The organism is Erwinia piriflorinigrans CFBP 5888 (genome assembly GCF_001050515.1).
In the GTDB taxonomy this organism is placed as follows: Bacteria; Pseudomonadota; Gammaproteobacteria; order Enterobacterales; family Enterobacteriaceae; genus Erwinia; species Erwinia piriflorinigrans.
In genome coordinates this window covers 235,016-250,266 of sequence record NZ_CAHS01000015.1, presented here as the reverse complement: position 1 = coordinate 250,266, position 15,251 = coordinate 235,016, and the positions used below count along the sequence as shown (strand labels likewise).

15 protein-coding genes and 1 pseudogene are annotated in these 15,251 nt (G+C 49.4%); 7 read left to right on the top strand and 9 right to left on the bottom strand.

Annotated elements, in window-relative coordinates:
* Positions 1 to 19: 19 nt before the first annotated feature.
* From EPIR_RS09365 to EPIR_RS09350, 4 genes are all read right to left on the bottom strand, one after another.
* Entirely contained in the window at positions 20 to 616 is a 597-nt protein-coding gene (locus EPIR_RS09365; RefSeq protein WP_023655131.1) for a DUF1120 domain-containing protein, read from the bottom strand.
* Between the two features lie 9 nt (positions 617 to 625).
* Positions 626 to 3,049, bottom strand: coding sequence for a fimbria/pilus outer membrane usher protein (locus EPIR_RS09360; RefSeq protein WP_023655130.1), 2,424 nt, complete (start codon positions 3,047 to 3,049; stop codon positions 626 to 628).
* A 2-nt stretch (positions 3,050 to 3,051) separates the two neighbouring features.
* Positions 3,052 to 3,756, bottom strand: coding sequence for a fimbria/pilus chaperone family protein (locus tag EPIR_RS09355; protein ID WP_023655129.1), 705 nt, complete (start codon positions 3,754 to 3,756; stop codon positions 3,052 to 3,054).
* Positions 3,757 to 3,844: 88 nt separating this feature from the next.
* Positions 3,845 to 4,543, bottom strand: coding sequence for a DUF1120 domain-containing protein (locus tag EPIR_RS09350; RefSeq protein ID WP_023655128.1), 699 nt, complete (start codon positions 4,541 to 4,543; stop codon positions 3,845 to 3,847).
* A 503-nt stretch (positions 4,544 to 5,046) separates the two neighbouring features.
* Between EPIR_RS09350 and zntB the strand changes: the two genes are divergently transcribed.
* Complete coding sequence (gene zntB / locus EPIR_RS09345; RefSeq protein WP_023655127.1) at positions 5,047 to 6,030, top strand: zinc transporter ZntB; 984 nt, start codon at positions 5,047 to 5,049, stop codon at positions 6,028 to 6,030.
* Positions 6,031 to 6,378: 348 nt separating this feature from the next.
* Positions 6,379 to 8,178, top strand: coding sequence for a glycoside hydrolase family 13 protein (locus EPIR_RS09340; protein WP_023655125.1), 1,800 nt, complete (start codon positions 6,379 to 6,381; stop codon positions 8,176 to 8,178).
* 52 nt (positions 8,179 to 8,230) lie between these two features.
* Here EPIR_RS09340 and ttcA read toward each other — a convergent pair whose 3' ends face one another.
* The 3 genes and pseudogenes from ttcA to EPIR_RS09330 form a co-directional block, all read right to left on the bottom strand.
* Positions 8,231 to 9,160, bottom strand: coding sequence for a tRNA 2-thiocytidine(32) synthetase TtcA (gene ttcA / locus EPIR_RS09335; RefSeq protein WP_023655124.1), 930 nt, complete (start codon positions 9,158 to 9,160; stop codon positions 8,231 to 8,233).
* A gap of 90 nt (positions 9,161 to 9,250) precedes the next feature.
* Positions 9,251 to 9,407: pseudogene (locus tag EPIR_RS19055) on the bottom strand (site-specific integrase); the annotation flags it as partial.
* Between the two features lie 115 nt (positions 9,408 to 9,522).
* Positions 9,523 to 10,479 carry a LysR family transcriptional regulator gene (locus EPIR_RS09330; protein ID WP_023655123.1) on the bottom strand — a complete coding sequence of 319 codons (957 nt, stop codon included), beginning with the start codon at positions 10,477 to 10,479 and terminating at the stop codon, positions 9,523 to 9,525.
* Positions 10,480 to 10,550: 71 nt separating this feature from the next.
* Between EPIR_RS09330 and EPIR_RS18705 the strand changes: the two genes are divergently transcribed.
* Complete coding sequence (locus tag EPIR_RS18705; RefSeq protein ID WP_157037515.1) at positions 10,551 to 10,727, top strand: hypothetical protein; 177 nt, start codon at positions 10,551 to 10,553, stop codon at positions 10,725 to 10,727.
* A 651-nt stretch (positions 10,728 to 11,378) separates the two neighbouring features.
* Here EPIR_RS18705 and EPIR_RS09320 read toward each other — a convergent pair.
* Positions 11,379 to 12,176, bottom strand: a complete 798-nt coding sequence (locus tag EPIR_RS09320; RefSeq protein WP_023655122.1) for an SDR family NAD(P)-dependent oxidoreductase — start codon at positions 12,174 to 12,176, stop codon at positions 11,379 to 11,381.
* A gap of 303 nt (positions 12,177 to 12,479) precedes the next feature.
* Here EPIR_RS09320 and EPIR_RS18700 point away from each other — a divergent pair, with 303 nt between their 5' ends.
* The 3 genes from EPIR_RS18700 to dbpA all read left to right on the top strand — a co-directional run bounded on the left by EPIR_RS18700 (position 12,480) and on the right by dbpA (position 14,305).
* Complete coding sequence (locus EPIR_RS18700) at positions 12,480 to 12,617, top strand: hypothetical protein (RefSeq protein ID WP_023655121.1); 138 nt, start codon at positions 12,480 to 12,482, stop codon at positions 12,615 to 12,617.
* A gap of 122 nt (positions 12,618 to 12,739) precedes the next feature.
* On the top strand, positions 12,740 to 12,865 hold the full coding sequence (locus EPIR_RS19190) for a hypothetical protein (RefSeq protein ID WP_023655120.1): 126 nt from the start codon (positions 12,740 to 12,742) through the stop codon (positions 12,863 to 12,865).
* A 60-nt stretch (positions 12,866 to 12,925) separates the two neighbouring features.
* Positions 12,926 to 14,305: an ATP-dependent RNA helicase DbpA gene (gene dbpA / locus EPIR_RS09315; protein ID WP_023655119.1), complete on the top strand. Its 1,380-nt coding sequence runs from the start codon at positions 12,926 to 12,928 to the stop codon at positions 14,303 to 14,305.
* Between the two features lie 69 nt (positions 14,306 to 14,374).
* Here the strand turns inward: dbpA and EPIR_RS09310 are convergent, their stop codons facing one another.
* Positions 14,375 to 14,662 (bottom strand): putative quinol monooxygenase, encoded by a 288-nt coding sequence (locus EPIR_RS09310; RefSeq protein ID WP_023655118.1) that lies wholly within the window; start codon positions 14,660 to 14,662, stop codon positions 14,375 to 14,377.
* 276 nt (positions 14,663 to 14,938) lie between these two features.
* Here EPIR_RS09310 and EPIR_RS18215 point away from each other — a divergent pair, with 276 nt between their 5' ends.
* Positions 14,939 to 15,211 (top strand): putative hemolysin, encoded by a 273-nt coding sequence (locus tag EPIR_RS18215; RefSeq protein WP_023655117.1) that lies wholly within the window; start codon positions 14,939 to 14,941, stop codon positions 15,209 to 15,211.
* Positions 15,212 to 15,251: the final 40 nt, after the last annotated feature.

The window sequence follows — 15,251 nt, the reverse complement described above, 5'->3', positions numbered from 1 at the left end:
GCGAGTTTGAACTGCACTTCTAATCAATTAGCGTCAGCGTTAACTGTGATTCACTGCGGTGCATGCTGCTGACTCGTGCATTTTCTTCACCTAAAGTGGGTTGTATCTCCAGACGTGCCGTTAGCATTTTTCCCTCAATCACTCGCCCGGAGGAAACGGCGATCAGCCGTTGGCCCGATGCCAACGCTAATGCTTCACTGGCAGCCTCTGCCAGTGCACCATCTGGCGAAAGTGGACGTAACTCTGCCGCATTGCCGTCCAGCTCAACATCCAACAAGCGGAACCGGGTATAACCACGGTCACCATAGCGCAGATGACCTGTTTCGTTGACCTCTCCCTGGACCAATAGCTTTATTGGCCGTGAATGTGGGCAGACCACGTTCACCATCGTCGAGCGGATGCCGGGAGTAACCTGTCTGTTTGGCAAATCCTGCATCTGCCAACGTGACATCACACCGTAGTCGACAAACGGGTTACTGACAGAGATTGTGCAGTGAGCATCAGGCATCCGCTGTGGTGTGAAAAGGTTATCAATACCGTGGTTGGGTTCGGCAGTGCTGGGGTGGCTGATTGCCATTAACAAGGGCAATATCCACGTTCTGTAAAATACTCTCATTCCGTATCCTTACTGGCAGGTTGCCGTTGCGTTTTCGTACAGCTGCGAAGATCCCGCCTTCTTTGGCAGCGTGAGATTCATCGTGCAAAGCGATGCACCCGCACTTTGCACTTCCAGAGTCATATCAACTGCCGCATCCGGGACGAAAACCGTTCCATCATCAGCCACAATCGTCACCAGACGGCCATCTTCATCAAACAGGCTTGCACCACGAGGGAGTTTGCTCCCATCCGCCATTTGCGCATTGACCAACACCCGGCGGGTTTGTACCACCTCAAAATTCACCTTACCGACAGCACCGTGAGCCAGGTCAGTTTCTTTCCACGCGTTGGCGATATCGACATTTTTCTTCAAGCTCCGGGTATCGACCTGAATGTTGGAGCTGCGGTAACCGTTTAACACAGGCAGAACGGCATAGCCGCGCCAGTCAGTCCAGACCGGCCCTGCTGGCGTGTCGATGCGTACGCCCGACTCATCACCCACTTGTGCAACGCCGAAAGTATCGGAAACGCGATGAGGTGAAAAGGTCAATCCATCAGCATGCAGTACCGCTGTGCCACTGGCTTGCGTCGACCAACTGGTATAATTATTGCTGTTATGATTGATGCTGGCACCAAGTTGGCTAACGCGCGTTATCGTACTCAGACTACCGCTTGCCGAGGTCCGGTCGTTACGCAAGTCGCGTTCGCTGGCAATGCTCCAGTTGAGATCCCGACTGGCGCGATCGCTGTAGCGGATACCGCTCCGTGCGCTGCGTTTTGTCGCATTCAGGAAGCTGTTGATCTCGCGTTTATCACCTACAGGTATGCTGAGAGAGGCATACAGACGATCGTCATTTTGACCACTCAAGGTGCCGGAGTCATGTTCAAGGCTGAGTCCCAGCCATGCGCAACCCAACTGTTGGTTCCAGCCTGCGCGAAGATAATCGTTTTGTGCGCCAGCAAATGTGGTTGTGCGGCCCCATGACAGTGACAGGCTTCCCACCGCGTCTGTTGACCAACTGAGACCGCTTCCCCACTGATAGCGACTACGGCTCATGCCGTTGGGGTTATCGTGCCGCATGCTGACCAGTGCATCACTCAGTTCACGGTAGCCTGATGTTTGCTGACGTCCATTTGCACTAAAGCTCAGGCGCTCGGTAAGGCTGTGGCTGAGGAGGGCGGATGTTGACGTTCCGGCAGCTGCATGTTTTGCATCCTGAGCAATTGTCGTCTGGAGGTTAAGCCGTGTCGGAGCAAACAGTTGGGTATCCAGGCTGAGTGCTCCGGCTCTCCAGGGGGACGATACGATCAGTCCCGCGTACAGTCCGCTATAGGGCGTCAGTTGCCAGCCTGTGGCGATGGTTCCCACCAGCGGTTTGATCCCATCATGCTGTTCGATACGCCCTGCACCGAAAGAGATACCCGGCGATACCACGGGTGCGTGTACCAGCAGCGTGGAGGCAGGGACGGTAAATTGGCGTGCCTCCCCGTTACTGCCGGTCAGGGTGACTTCCAGATCCGAGCGTGTGTTAAGCAGGGAAAACCCCTGTAGTCGAAAAGGACCAGCGGGAACGATGGTGTTATAGACCAGAACGCCGGACTGCCTGACTTCAACGACTGACGGCGAGTCAGCCACCCCATCTACCAGCCCGGCTCCTTCCTGTTCGTCAAGGGCAGATTCGGGGAACATCTGGAATCCCTGTACCTGTCCCGTACCAAACAGGGAGTTGGCTAAACTGACCTGGCCGAGCTGCAACACTTTTTTGATGTCGGCAAAACTGCGCTGTGCATAGGTGGCCTGATGGTTAATACGGTTCTGCCGATTAAAACGGCTAAAGGTCTGGCGACTGCGTAATATCCAGTTGCTGTAGTTTAGCCCGACCTCGCTACCGATTTGACCGAAGCTCACACCGCCCGACGAGTTCATATAACTGGCGTCATAATTTAGCATGCCGGCATTTCCGCCGTGCTGCCATCTACCGTTCTCAACGCCTGGCTTAGTGACAGCCTGAGGCGGAACGATCAGGTTGACTTTACCTTCACTCTGGTTTGTTTGCACTTCAGCCTGGGGCCATGCAAGCCTAAGGTCAAAACAAGGAATATCGTCAGAATAATTGGCTGGTGAAATCAGGCCAGACTGCTGCTGAAAGATGCGGTCTGCGCAGAGCGTGCCGGTATCATCAAATTTCACCTTTACGCGCCCCCGATTTGTGCCATTTACCGTTAAGATCGCCGAAGACTCGCCGGGGAGAAAACGTGGCCGATGACGGAAAAGTTCCGCTATTTTGGGGTCTATTCCACGTTCTTTCAGCACGTCGGTATCGAAGGTGATATTGTCGTGCTCAGAATGACTAGGTTCCGCATCGGCAGGTGATACATGGCCGATCACCGCCACCAAGGTGAACGTTAGCCGCAATATACGCTGCTGCAATGCACTAAAATTCGCATGCATAATCATTCTCCTGACTGCAACGGCGCATCATAGTTGTCTACGCTGAAGCCCCAGGCGGTGGCCGGAGAGATACGTACTTTGCCTTTTTCAGCATTTGAAATATTATCTTTACCTGACAGCGTCAACCGTTGACCGGGCAAAATCCAGGCGTGGGGGAGTGACCAGTTAGAACCTTGCGGAAGGATGGTAACGCTCTGTCCAAGTCTGACGACGTAGGGTGAGGGATTACTGACGCTGAGTTTGCCTGCTTTATGCGTCCATACCAGCCGTTTCCAGGGCGTTTTGTCACGTTTAAGGCCGGCGGGGCGAATAATTACCGGCAAATTCTGCCGCACTGTCATGCGCACCACGTTCTTACCCTTTTCCTGTGGCGGCACACCGTCAAAAGCTACCCGCATCAGATGTTCGGTTTTCAAAGGTACTTTTGAGGTCAGAATGAAACGCACCCGCTGCGTCTTGCCCGGCTCTACTCGGGCTGCGGGTGGTGTAACGGTTAACAGCCTGCCTGTTTCCGATTCAACATCCTGCAGGTTAGTCAGTAGTAATACGGGAGAGGCGTCGGAATTCTTAAGATTAATAACGCCTTCACCATCTTCTTCTTCAACGATCACGACTGATGTTTCGGGTAAAATTCCCGTTGCATTTGCAAAGGCTGCAATAAACCACAACGCCGGGGCTATAACCCAATAGATGGCGGTAAACTTCATATTATCAATCGTCCATGTTTGAAGGGTATATAAGGCTGGGATAAGTTTTCAAAATTAACCGGGCGCACAGGCCCGGCCTAACAACCGATTACAGGTAGACCAATTCAATGGTGGTCTGACCGTCAAGCGCAATCGGCTGGCTGATATCAAGTTCAGAGGTTTTATTTATATAAGCACGGACATTGATCGTGCCGCTCATATTGGTAAAGGTAAGCGGGGTATTGCCGCTGGGCTTGGACCATGAGGTTAAAATTTCTTCTTTAAGATAAAAAGGAAGGAATAGCATTTTATCCCACGAGGACGAACCGGAAGATGTAAATCTGTAGAGATTATTAACGGGATCACCGTCGGCGGTTATACGGTCCATCATAATATTGTATCCGCCAATTTTTTTATCACCACTCTTGCCCAGTCCGACAACTACATTACCATTTTCAGCGGAAATTCCAACGGGAGTAAAGCCGCCATAGTGGCCATCCTCATCCCCCCTTGCAGCGGCAGCGGTGCCCGGACGCCCGTTAACCGCTTTCAGGCCCAACTTAGTGGGAGCATCGCAGGTGATTGAAAACGTCAGCTGTTTATTATCCAGCTGGGTTAAGGAATCCGTACTTAATGTGGCAGTCGAAATAATGCCGTAGTCAATATTCCCATCATTGGAAATAACAGGGGTGCATGCCGATGGCTTTATCGTGCCAACGACTTGCACTCCAACGCTTTCAGATATTGCCGTGCCGGAAAATATTGCCAATGCGGCAACTGCACAGGTATTTATTAATGATTTCATCATTTAAGCACTCTTCTTATTGGTAAGCCTTTTGGGTAATGGTTTATGCCAGAAAAACGGCATTAGGGATACCTTATATGTTTTTAATCAAAGAGGGTTAGCCCTTAATTAAGAGTGAATAAAAAATAGACGCATATGTCGCCAGTTATCTTTATAGCGACCATAAAGATCGAATATCAATTTTATCAAGTAAAAATCATCAGGGTAATGCTGGCTCGACTGTTTTTATTAAAAACAAAAAGACCAGACGCATGGTCAATATTTAATATCAGCGGGCGTTGATGGGATTTTTTGTTATTCCAATCGGCGTTTTGTTCACTGACTTATTCAATAGCTATGCCCCTCTTTCTTTAGAATGGCATGGAAACGATAATCGAAATCTGCGACACGCATACCCCGTAGAATGAAAATACGACATGTCACTCCTTGATACATAAGCAAAATTTGCAACAAAGCCGTCACGGGTTAGACTGTCTTACAATAAATATTATCAAGGTGGAACCAACGTGGATGCTATTGCAGGAAAATCACTACAGGTATCAGACGCAATTATCTCATGCCAGTTAGATGGTAAGGGGGGAATGAACCCGATTAATGACCGTGAGATATTTGACTGCGATCGGCCGTGCTGGTTGCATCTCAATTACGCCCATCACGAGAGCGCTGACTGGCTGAGGCTGACGCCGCTGTTGCCTGATGCGGTGCGTGATGCACTCGGCGGCGACAGCATGCGCCCGCGCGTAAGTCGACTTGGTGATGGCACCATGCTCACCTTACGCAGCGTCAATCTGAACACCGAATCGCGCCCGGAACAGCTGGTGGTGATACGGGTGTTTATCAACGAAAAGCTTATTATTTCCACACGGCGGCGCAAGGTTTATGCCGTTGATGAAGTCCTTAACGACCTCAAAAATGGCAATGGCCCGGTGAGCAGCGGCGGCTGGCTGGTGGACGTGTGTGATGCGTTAACCGACCATGCCAGTGAGTTTATTGAACAGCTGCACGACAAAATCATAGAGCTGGAAGATGCCGTGGTCGATCAGCAGGTGCCGCCGCGCGGCGAGCTGGCACTGATCCGCAAACAGTTGATTATTATGCGCCGCTATATGGCACCGCAACGCGATGTTTATTCACGTATCGCCAGCGAACGTCTGCCCTGGATGACCGATGATGATCGCCGTCGTATGCAGGATATCTCCGATCGTTTGGGACGAGGGCTGGACGATCTCGATGCCAGCGTTGCACGTACCGGTGTCCTCTCTGACGAGATCAGTACCGTGATGGCAGAAGCGATGAACCGCCGCACCTATACCATGTCATTAATGGCGGTTGTCTTTCTGCCCACTACATTCCTGACGGGACTGTTTGGCGTTAACCTGGGAGGAATACCCGGTGGCGGATGGCGCTATGGGTTTGCCGCGTTCTGTTTGCTGTTGGTTTCTCTGGTTTTGGCGGTTGCCTGGTGGTTGAGAAAGCGCAAATGGCTTTGACCAGTAATGATAAGTATTGCTAATCGTTAAAAGAACGACTTAATACTGATCGATATCAATAAAGGACGCCTCGCTTCAGGGCAAACTCTTTCTTGCAGGTGAATGCAACGTCAAGCGATGGACGTTGCGCTCCAATTTGTCCTTCTTCCTTTTTGAATTGATGCATAGCAAGTTCGATTCCTACGACACCGGCCTTGAGCCGGTTTTTTTTACTCCTGTTCACTCGAAATAAGGCCGTACGTAATGCGCTCAGACTCATAGGCCAGTGTGCGAGAAGGGTAAAAATGACAATCAAACCAGGGAAAATTCTAGCCGTTTAATAATGGATTTCTTACGGAGAAAAGTTTGATGTCACGTTGTCTACTCAATATCGCTACGGCGTTATTACTTACACTTTTGCTGTCTGTTTCTTCAGGTCAGGTGATGGCCGCTAAAGCAGATGTTGCAATGACCACAGAGATGCAGAAATCTGATGATCTACCCTCCTGGTGGAAGCAGGCGGTATTTTATCAGGTTTATCCACGATCTTTTAAGGATACAAATGATGATGGTATCGGTGACCTGAAAGGAATTATTGAAAAACTCGACTATCTGAAGAAGCTGGGTGTTGATGCTATTTGGATCAATCCACATTACGACTCACCCAACACCGATAACGGCTACGATATCCGCGACTACCGCAAAATCATGAAAGAATACGGTACGATGGAAGACTTCGATCGTCTTATCGCGGAAATGAATAAACGTGATATGCGATTAATGATTGATATCGTGATTAATCATACCAGCGATCAACATAGCTGGTTTTTGCAAAGTAAAAGCGGCAAAGATAATCCGTATCGGGATTATTATTTCTGGCGTGATGGAAAACAGGATAAGCCGCCTAATAACTATCCCTCATTCTTCGGCGGTTCAGCGTGGGAGAAAGATGATAAATCTGGCCAGTATTACCTACATTATTTTGCAAAACAGCAACCAGACCTGAACTGGGATAACCCCAAAGTGCGTGAAGACCTCTACGACATGTTGCGCTTTTGGTTAGATAAAGGCGTCGCTGGCCTGCGGTTTGATACGGTCGCTACCTATTCGAAGATTGCGGGCTTCCCGAACCTTTCCCCTCAACAGCTTAAGAATTTTGCCCAAGCCTACACGGAGGGGCCAGACATTCATCACTATATTAAAGAGATGAATCAGAAGGTATTTTCTCAGTATGATGTGGCCACTGCCGGAGAAATATTTGGTGTTCCTTTAGAGAAATCAATTGATTATTTCAGCAGCCAGCGTGAAGAGCTGAATATTGCATTTACCTTTGACCTGATCCGTATGGATCGAGGGGTAGAAGAGCGGTGGAGGCAGAAAGCATGGAGCTTGACTGATTTCCGCCAGACGATTGGCAGCGTTGACCGCTCAACGGGAAAATATGGCTGGAATGCCTTCTTCCTTGATAATCACGATAACCCGCGTGCCGTATCGCATTTCGGTGACGATCGACCACAATGGAGAGCTATATCCGCAAAAGCGCTGGCAACCTTAATTATCACCCAGCGTGCGACGCCTTTTATTTATCAAGGCTCTGAACTTGGCATGACAAATTATCCATTCATGAATATCAACGACTTCGATGATATTGAAGTTAAAGGTTTTTGGCAGGATCATGTTGCGAGCGGCAAGGTTAATGCCAATGAATTTTTGCACAACGTACGCATGACCAGCCGTGATAACAGCCGCACACCGTTTCAGTGGGACGCGACTAAAAATGCCGGGTTCACCTCCGGTACACCGTGGTTCAAGGTCAATCCCAACTTTAAACAGATAAATGCCGCGAATCAGATCGACGATCCTGATTCGGTCTTCAATTATTATCGCAAGCTGATCGGCCTGCGGCATGCTATCCCGGCACTGACATACGGCGAATATAGGGATCTGGACCCCAGCAATGATACGGTTTATGCCTATACGCGCACTCACGGAGATGAACGCTATTTAGTGGTGATTAACTTTAAAGAAAAGAGAGTTAACTTCCATTTGCCGGAGAATATGACCATCTCAAAAGTCGTCACAGAGAGTAACGCTAAAGAAGTCGTGTCCATGAATGCGACTGCGCTTGAGTTACAGCCGTGGCAATCGGGCATTTACAGGCTCAATTGAAAAAGGTCAGGGCCAGAAAACGTTGAATTTGCGTTTTCTGGCCGCTATTTGACTAACGTATTTGTACCACGTCCAGACGGGCAGGCGCGGCTTCATCTTCCTCCGGCTGCCAGGCGGACGGCTGAAGAGGTAGCGTTTCTCGGTCAAATGCCAAATCGCCCCCGTCTATTACCTCGCTACCGTGGCGGATCTGTTTAAAGTTGAAAAGATTTGCATCGGCAAGATGAGAGGGAACCACGTTCTGCATGGCGGTGAACATCGTTTCAATACGCCCCGGGTAGCGCTTATCCCAGTCGCGTAGCATATCGCCAATCACCTGACGCTGTAGGTTAGGCTGCGAACCACACAGGTTACATGGAATAATCGGGTACTGACGAGCAATAGCAAAACGCTCTATGTCTTTTTCGCGGCAGTAGGCTAGCGGGCGAATAACGATATGCTGACCATCGTCGCTCATCAGTTTCGGCGGCATTCCCTTCATTTTCCCACCGTAAAACATATTCAGGAACAGCGTCTGCAAAATGTCATCACGATGGTGTCCGAGAGCGATTTTAGTACAACCCAGCTCGCTGGCAGTGCGGTAAAGAATGCCACGGCGCAGGCGTGAGCAGAGAGAGCAGGTGGTTTTCCCTTCAGGGATCTTCTCTTTGACAATGCTGTAAGTGTCTTCGTCGACAATCTTATATTCCACACCCTGCTGCTCAAGATATTCAGGCAGGATATGCGCCGGAAATCCTGGCTGTTTCTGGTCCAGGTTTACTGCCACCAGTGAGAAAGAGATCGGGGCACTTTGTTGCAGATTGCGTAAAATCTCCAGCATGGTGTAGCTGTCTTTACCGCCTGAGAGGCAGACCATAATGCGGTCGCCTTCTTCGATCATATTGAAATCAGCAATCGCTTCACCCACGTTACGGCGCAGACGCTTTTGAAGTTTATTCAGGTTGTACTGTTCTTTTTTACTATTTTCTTGATTTGATTGCATTTTACTATCTCTGAAATCAAAAAGGGCATGTAAGGGGCAAAAGTGTCTAAAGTGCCAGCTTATTGTTAAACGTTAGCACCCGGTTGCCGTTCAGCTAACCCACTCTCCGTAGACTTCATAAAGCCTCCGCGCGTTTTCATGCCCCATCTGATTTGCGATAAACGAAGGGTTTGCACCGACAGGCAAAAGTATGCCGCGTATGGTACGGATTCCGACGGCGAATGCCAGCATGTTTTGCGGCTGCGTTCTATGCCAGTCATTCGATTAGACTGGAAATTCCTGGATAGCACTTCAGGTCATCTCAATGACTAAGAGGTAACTTTTATAGTAGCGGCGTTTCAACTGGCCAAGTTTGACCACTTTCAGAAGACTTTTAGCGGTTCTTCATTCGTCCGGCTTTCAGCCGCAATTTCTTCGCGCAGGACATTAATAAGTTCTCTCAGGCCCTGAGGTACACGTCGGTGGCCCGGGTAATAGAGATACATTGCTGGCTCTATGGGTGACCAGTCAGGAAGCACAATACGCAAGCTTCCGTCTCGCAGATAATCCTTAACTCTATCTTCAAGGCAATAGGTAATGCCGACACCTGCAAGAGCCAGCTCGACCCCCATAGTGGTTTCATTAACACAAACCTGTCCTTTTACATCAATTGCAAAATATTCTTCGTCTTTTTTAAATTCCCAGTTATAAATAATTCCCTGACCAGTTCTGATCTGAATACAGGAATGGCGGCGAAGATCATCAGGTATAACCGGCTGCGGACGCCGGTAAAGATAGCGCGGTGATGCCACCGCAACCCATCTAAGATCCGATCCAAGACGCACGGCCACAAGGTCCTCCGGTACCGTCCCTCCAAAGCGTATCCCGGCATCGAATCCTTCAGAGACAATATCCACCATTCTGTCATCTACGCTGATTTCAACTTCAACTTCAGGATACTGACTCAAAAATTTGGGCAGATGCCTGGCCATAATCAGCCGGGCACCATCACACAGAACGTTGAGTCTCAGGCGGCCTAACGGGCGGTCGCGCATCCGATTAATTTCATCCAGTGCATCACCTATTTCACGGAATCCTACATCAAGGCGAAGGGCCAGGCTCGCACCAGCTTCCGTTGCTGCAACAGTACGGCTGGTACGATTAAGAAGTCGGACGCCAAGGCGAGACTCAAGATTGCGGACAGCATGGCTGAGTGCTGATGTGGTTATACCAAGTTCAACAGCGGCCTTAGTAAAGCTGCGCAATCGCTCAACAATACGAAACGCGTTTAAATCTGCAAGGTCGCTGCGTGACAAGCGTGATGTGGGTCTGGCTGGCATGAGGCAATTTCCATAGATGAGCTGAATTTAATGGCGTATTGAAAAACACGCAATATCAAGCAAGGAATGTGATGTTAAGTTTAGTAAAATTCATAAATACTGTGCAAGCGGTACACAGTATTTCATCCAGCCGTACTGGTGTGTTGATCATTGCGGAGAAGAAAAATATTTCATGTAAGGACGCTGCTGCCTGCCGTGTATGTATGCCTGCGCTTTATATGGCCGCTGGGCTACAGCAAAAAACTTAAGTTCCTGATTGGACTGATTGTAGTGGCCGGGTGCGAATTCCACCTAATCAGCCGTCTTATCTTCGGCACCATGTTTTCCCCCGAACTACCTCTGCCTGTCATGATCCTTCTGGAATGGATGTTTGGCTGCACGATAATTCTTGCGCCCAACAGATGGGTATTACGGAGTCGAATATTGAGCAGGCTGTCAGGGGGGCAAAAAAGGGGGCTTGTATGGCTGCCTGCCTGACTCTGCTGAACAGGCTGACCCTCAAGGATACACCTGAAGAGCGGAACAGGATGAACTTGACGCACCAGGCCCTTACCGCCAATCCTCTGACGGATATATTAAGACTCGGAGCCGTGGGTTTTATGCGTTAATCATCAGGCTGTCCGAAGCGCTCATGGTTTGCTTCTGCCGATAAAATTGGGATATCGGTGGGTGGTGCTTCCCCAAATTTAAGTGGGCTCGGTGGCTGAGGAGAGGAATACACAAATGAAGAGACTAACGCAGACAACAGGCAGCACAGGAAGAACATGATGTCCATGAAACGTCCTCACTGGTGACGTAGTAGAATCTTTCAGTGACGACCTGAAAATATCAAGATTCGTCCGATCCTCAGACCGGACGATAAAGAATCCCTTATGTACTGATTTCTTCAGAAAAAGAGGTTATTTGTTGTTGGCGGAGCCTGGTTCAGAAATAATGCGGTGCCGCTGTGCTTTTTGAGATTCACTCTGAAGACGATTGAGCACATCACCTTCATGCTCGGCTTCATCATTTCCGTAAACATATTCATGACCGCTCATCAGTGCATACCAGGCACGTTCAGCTACTTCGTTTGGCTTGGTGGTCTGCGAAGCACCAACGCGGGTATTGGACTGACCGGCATTTTTGAAGAAATTAGTTTCCGTGGCACCCGGCATTAACAGGGTCATATTCAGACCGTTACCTTTTAGCTCGTTGCGGATTGCCCAGAAGAAGGAATTTATGAAGGCCTTGGAAGCACCATATACAGCCTCAAAGGGAATGGGAGCCGTACCTGAGAGTGATGAGGTCATCAGAACATGCCCGCCACCACGTTTGATCATGTCCGGCAGGAAAATCTTGGACATATGGACGTAAGAGTCCACATTAAGACGGATAAGTTGCCGTTCTTTTTCAAGCTCGGTACCGCCAATAAAGCTGCCGCCCAACCCCTGGCCGGCATTAATAACAAGGGCGTCAATGCCATACCCGGCATCATCGACTTTCGTCTTAAGCAATTCAATCTCTTGATAACAGCTCAGATCGGCAGAAAAAGCATGTACGCTGCCGCCGAATTGACGAAGCTCGTCACAGGCTTTATTCAGTTTCTCTTCGTTCCTGGCCACGGCAATAATGTCGTATTCATTTTTAGCGAAAATTTTCGCCAGTTCGAATCCAATGCCATTGGATGCCCCGGTAATAAAAGCCAGTTTCTTACTCATTATAACAGCCCCCTTATTTCATGAATTATAAGCAAGCATGGCATCAAAATTAAAATAATGCTTCCGAAAATCATCGGGTAAATAAATTTATCAGGTGAGGCGTGTAATTTTTATATAAAAATCATTATGTTAATCATGTTGAGGGGGATTCAATGCAGTATTGATTAAGGTGAGAGGATTTTCTGGTAATATCCGCTAAGATTTTACTTTTAATCTTTTTTAATCTAAGTGCACCGATATGCAAAATATTTCTTTATAAATTACTTGTTGATTTAAACTATTTAACGCCAGGAGTAATTATTTATGTCACTGAATAAAGACACGGTAACAGTTATTACCGGCGCAGCTTCAAGCATTAGTGCCTCAGCCGCCAACAGACTGGCCCAGTCAACTACCCGTATCATTCTGGCTGCACGCAGTGAAGATAAGCTAAAAAAATAGCTGAAGAGATTAGCGAAAAGGGCGGTCGCGAGGTTTTACAGGTGAACTAATGCCCGGAGCATTTACACTTCAACACGCAAATATCGACTAAGCTTAATGAAACAGATCGAAAGGAGAGAGTCATGTCCCAAGCTGAACGTCACCATGAACCGCACCCCGCTAAAGATGAGCCGAAAGAACACGGCGAAGTCCCGCGCGCGCCAGACAGCAGTGAAGATGATAAAAAAGATCCCTACCGACCCCGTTGAGCCCCGGTAATCTGTTACAATCGCCTTCAATAACCCCTCCGTTTTTCAGAGAACTACTTCGTGACTGCTTTTTCTACCCTGACACAACTGCCAGCCAGCCAGATCGATAACCTTAACGAACTGGGCTATCTTGCCATGACGCCAGTACAGGCAGAATCGCTGCCCGCAATTTTAGACGGTCGTGATGTTCGCGCCCAGGCAAAAACCGGCAGTGGAAAAACTGCCGCATTTGGTCTGGGTGTGATGCACCGCGTTGATGCCAGCCAGTATGTCACACAGGCGTTGGTGCTCTGTCCTACGCGTGAATTGGCCGATCAGGTGACGAAAGAGTTACGTCGCCTGGCGCGCTTCACCGCCAATATTAAGATCCTCACCCTGTGCGGCGGGCAGCCTGTTGGCGCACAGCGTGACTCCCTGCTGCATGCTCCACATATTGTGGTTGGAACACCAGGGCGTATTCTTGATCATCTGAAACGAGAGACGCTGAAACTGGATGCGATCACCACTCTGGTGTTGGATGAAGCCGACCGCATGCTGGAAATGGGCTTCCGCGAAGATATCGATACCATTATCAGCCACAGCCCGCAGAATCGACAGACACTGCTGTTTTCCGCCACCTGGCCGCAGGCGATTGCTCAGATCAGTCAGAAAATCCAGCGTGACCCTCTGACGGTTGAAACTGGCGATGTTTCTGACCTGCCAGCGATCGAGCAAACCTTCTATGAAGCAGGGCCGCGCGAAAAACTGACGGCATTGATCGGATTGCTCAGCGAACGTCAGCCTTCTTCCTGCGTGGTGTTCTGTAATACCAAACGCGAATGTGATGATATCGCCTATGCGTTGGAAAATGCGCAGATCAGCGCGCAGCCGCTGCATGGCGATCTTGAGCAGCGTGAGCGCGATCAAATGCTGATACGTTTTGCCAACGGCAGCTGTCGGGTACTGGTTGCCACCGATGTGGCGGCACGCGGGCTGGATATTAAAGCTCTGGCGATGGTGGTTAATTATCAGCTCTCATTTGACCCTGAAGTGCATGTACACCGTATTGGCCGAACGGCCCGTGCAGGGCAGGAGGGTTGCGCTGTCAGCTTTGTTGCGCCTGACGAAATGATACGTGCGCATACACTTGAGGACTATTTACAGCAAAAGCTGGTTTGGAGTTCTGTTTCCACTTTGAAATCAGTGGCTTCCAGGCCGCTGCTGGCAGAGATGGTGACGGTGAGCCTGGACGGCGGGCGCAAAGCCAAAATCCGCCCGGGGGATATCCTGGGGGCATTGACGGGTGAGGGCGGCCTTAGTGGCGATCAGGTTGGTAAGATTGATATTGGTCCAACCCTGGCTTATGTCGCTATCCGCCGTGAGTTGGCGCGCAAGGTCATGCAGCAGTTACAGCAGGTAAAGATCAAGGGTAAAACCTGTCGGGCGCGATTGCTGAAATAGCGGGCTTGGGCAGCCGGGGTTAATTCAGTCCGGCTGCCTTATATCTATTGAGAACGGACGTCCCCTAAGTCAGATTTTATTTATTGCCGGGGCTTCGGCCAGCAGCGGGCCAGCTTCTTCAAGCAAGGTTAAGAAGTGGGGCTGCGCTTCATGCAGGTCTACGGCTGCCGTGTTTTTCCAGGTTTCATGGAACAGGAACCTGTCACTGTTTTCAACGCTGCGGTATAAATCATAATGCACGTTACCCTGTTCAAGTCGGCTTGGTAGCACGCAACGATGCAAAATTTCATAAAGTTCATCACCTTTACCCGCTTTGGCGATGATATTGGCGATAATCAAAATCGGCTTATCAGACATCTGTCTCTCCTTAAAGAATAATCAATCACGTTAAGCGCTGCGCAGTAGCGGAACGTTAATGTGTTAATTAGCTTGGCACGGCTTAACGCATTTGCCATGATCTTTTCTGGCTCTTGAGCATTATCAGGACTGTTTGGTCGCTAATAATTCAGAGCACATCTCTTGAAATTTACTGAAAGTTGTTTTGTAAAAAAGCGTGACATCTATCGACCTAATGTGAAACGTGGCTTATGCTGATCGCTCCATCTCAGCACAGACCAATCCGGAGCCAATTTGATGAAAGCAGCAACGTTGTTGTTGGTGGCAGCTTCTTTATTACTGTCTGCCTGTAGTAGCGGCAGTGATGATGAACCTCCGCAGCAGGCCACAGCAGCTCATGTTCCTGCCAGAGTTGAGATGGCAGACCTGGCGGCAAATAACTGCCTTAACGCAGGAGGAACACTGGCGCTCTCTCGTCAGTTGGATGGAAGTTCGGTAGGAATGTGCCAACTGAGAAACGGTCGCCGCTGTTCGGAGAATGCTTTACTCAATGGAAGCTGCGCACGATGATTTTCATCATTTAGCGCTACGGATGTTCATCCCGGTCACC

Excerpts from the sequence above, each read along its gene's own strand:
- EPIR_RS09365 (WP_023655131.1), bottom strand. The coding sequence starts at position 616 with ATGAGAGTATTTTACAGAACGTGGATATTGCCCTTGTTAATGGCAATC.
- EPIR_RS09360 (WP_023655130.1), bottom strand. The coding sequence starts at position 3,049 with ATGCATGCGAATTTTAGTGCATTGCAGCAGCGTATATTGCGGCTAACG.
- EPIR_RS09355 (WP_023655129.1), bottom strand. The coding sequence starts at position 3,756 with ATGAAGTTTACCGCCATCTATTGGGTTATAGCCCCGGCGTTGTGGTTT.
- EPIR_RS09350 (WP_023655128.1), bottom strand. The coding sequence starts at position 4,543 with ATGATGAAATCATTAATAAATACCTGTGCAGTTGCCGCATTGGCAATA.
- EPIR_RS09340 (WP_023655125.1), top strand. The coding sequence starts at position 6,379 with ATGTCACGTTGTCTACTCAATATCGCTACGGCGTTATTACTTACACTT.
- ttcA (WP_023655124.1), bottom strand. The coding sequence starts at position 9,160 with ATGCAATCAAATCAAGAAAATAGTAAAAAAGAACAGTACAACCTGAAT.
- EPIR_RS09330 (WP_023655123.1), bottom strand. The coding sequence starts at position 10,479 with ATGCCAGCCAGACCCACATCACGCTTGTCACGCAGCGACCTTGCAGAT.
- EPIR_RS18705 (WP_157037515.1), top strand. The coding sequence starts at position 10,551 with ATGTTAAGTTTAGTAAAATTCATAAATACTGTGCAAGCGGTACACAGT.
- EPIR_RS09320 (WP_023655122.1), bottom strand. The coding sequence starts at position 12,176 with ATGAGTAAGAAACTGGCTTTTATTACCGGGGCATCCAATGGCATTGGA.
- EPIR_RS18700 (WP_023655121.1), top strand. The coding sequence starts at position 12,480 with ATGTCACTGAATAAAGACACGGTAACAGTTATTACCGGCGCAGCTTCA.
- EPIR_RS19190 (WP_023655120.1), top strand. The coding sequence starts at position 12,740 with ATGTCCCAAGCTGAACGTCACCATGAACCGCACCCCGCTAAAGATGAG.
- EPIR_RS09310 (WP_023655118.1), bottom strand. The coding sequence starts at position 14,662 with ATGTCTGATAAGCCGATTTTGATTATCGCCAATATCATCGCCAAAGCG.
- EPIR_RS18215 (WP_023655117.1), top strand. The coding sequence starts at position 14,939 with ATGAAAGCAGCAACGTTGTTGTTGGTGGCAGCTTCTTTATTACTGTCT.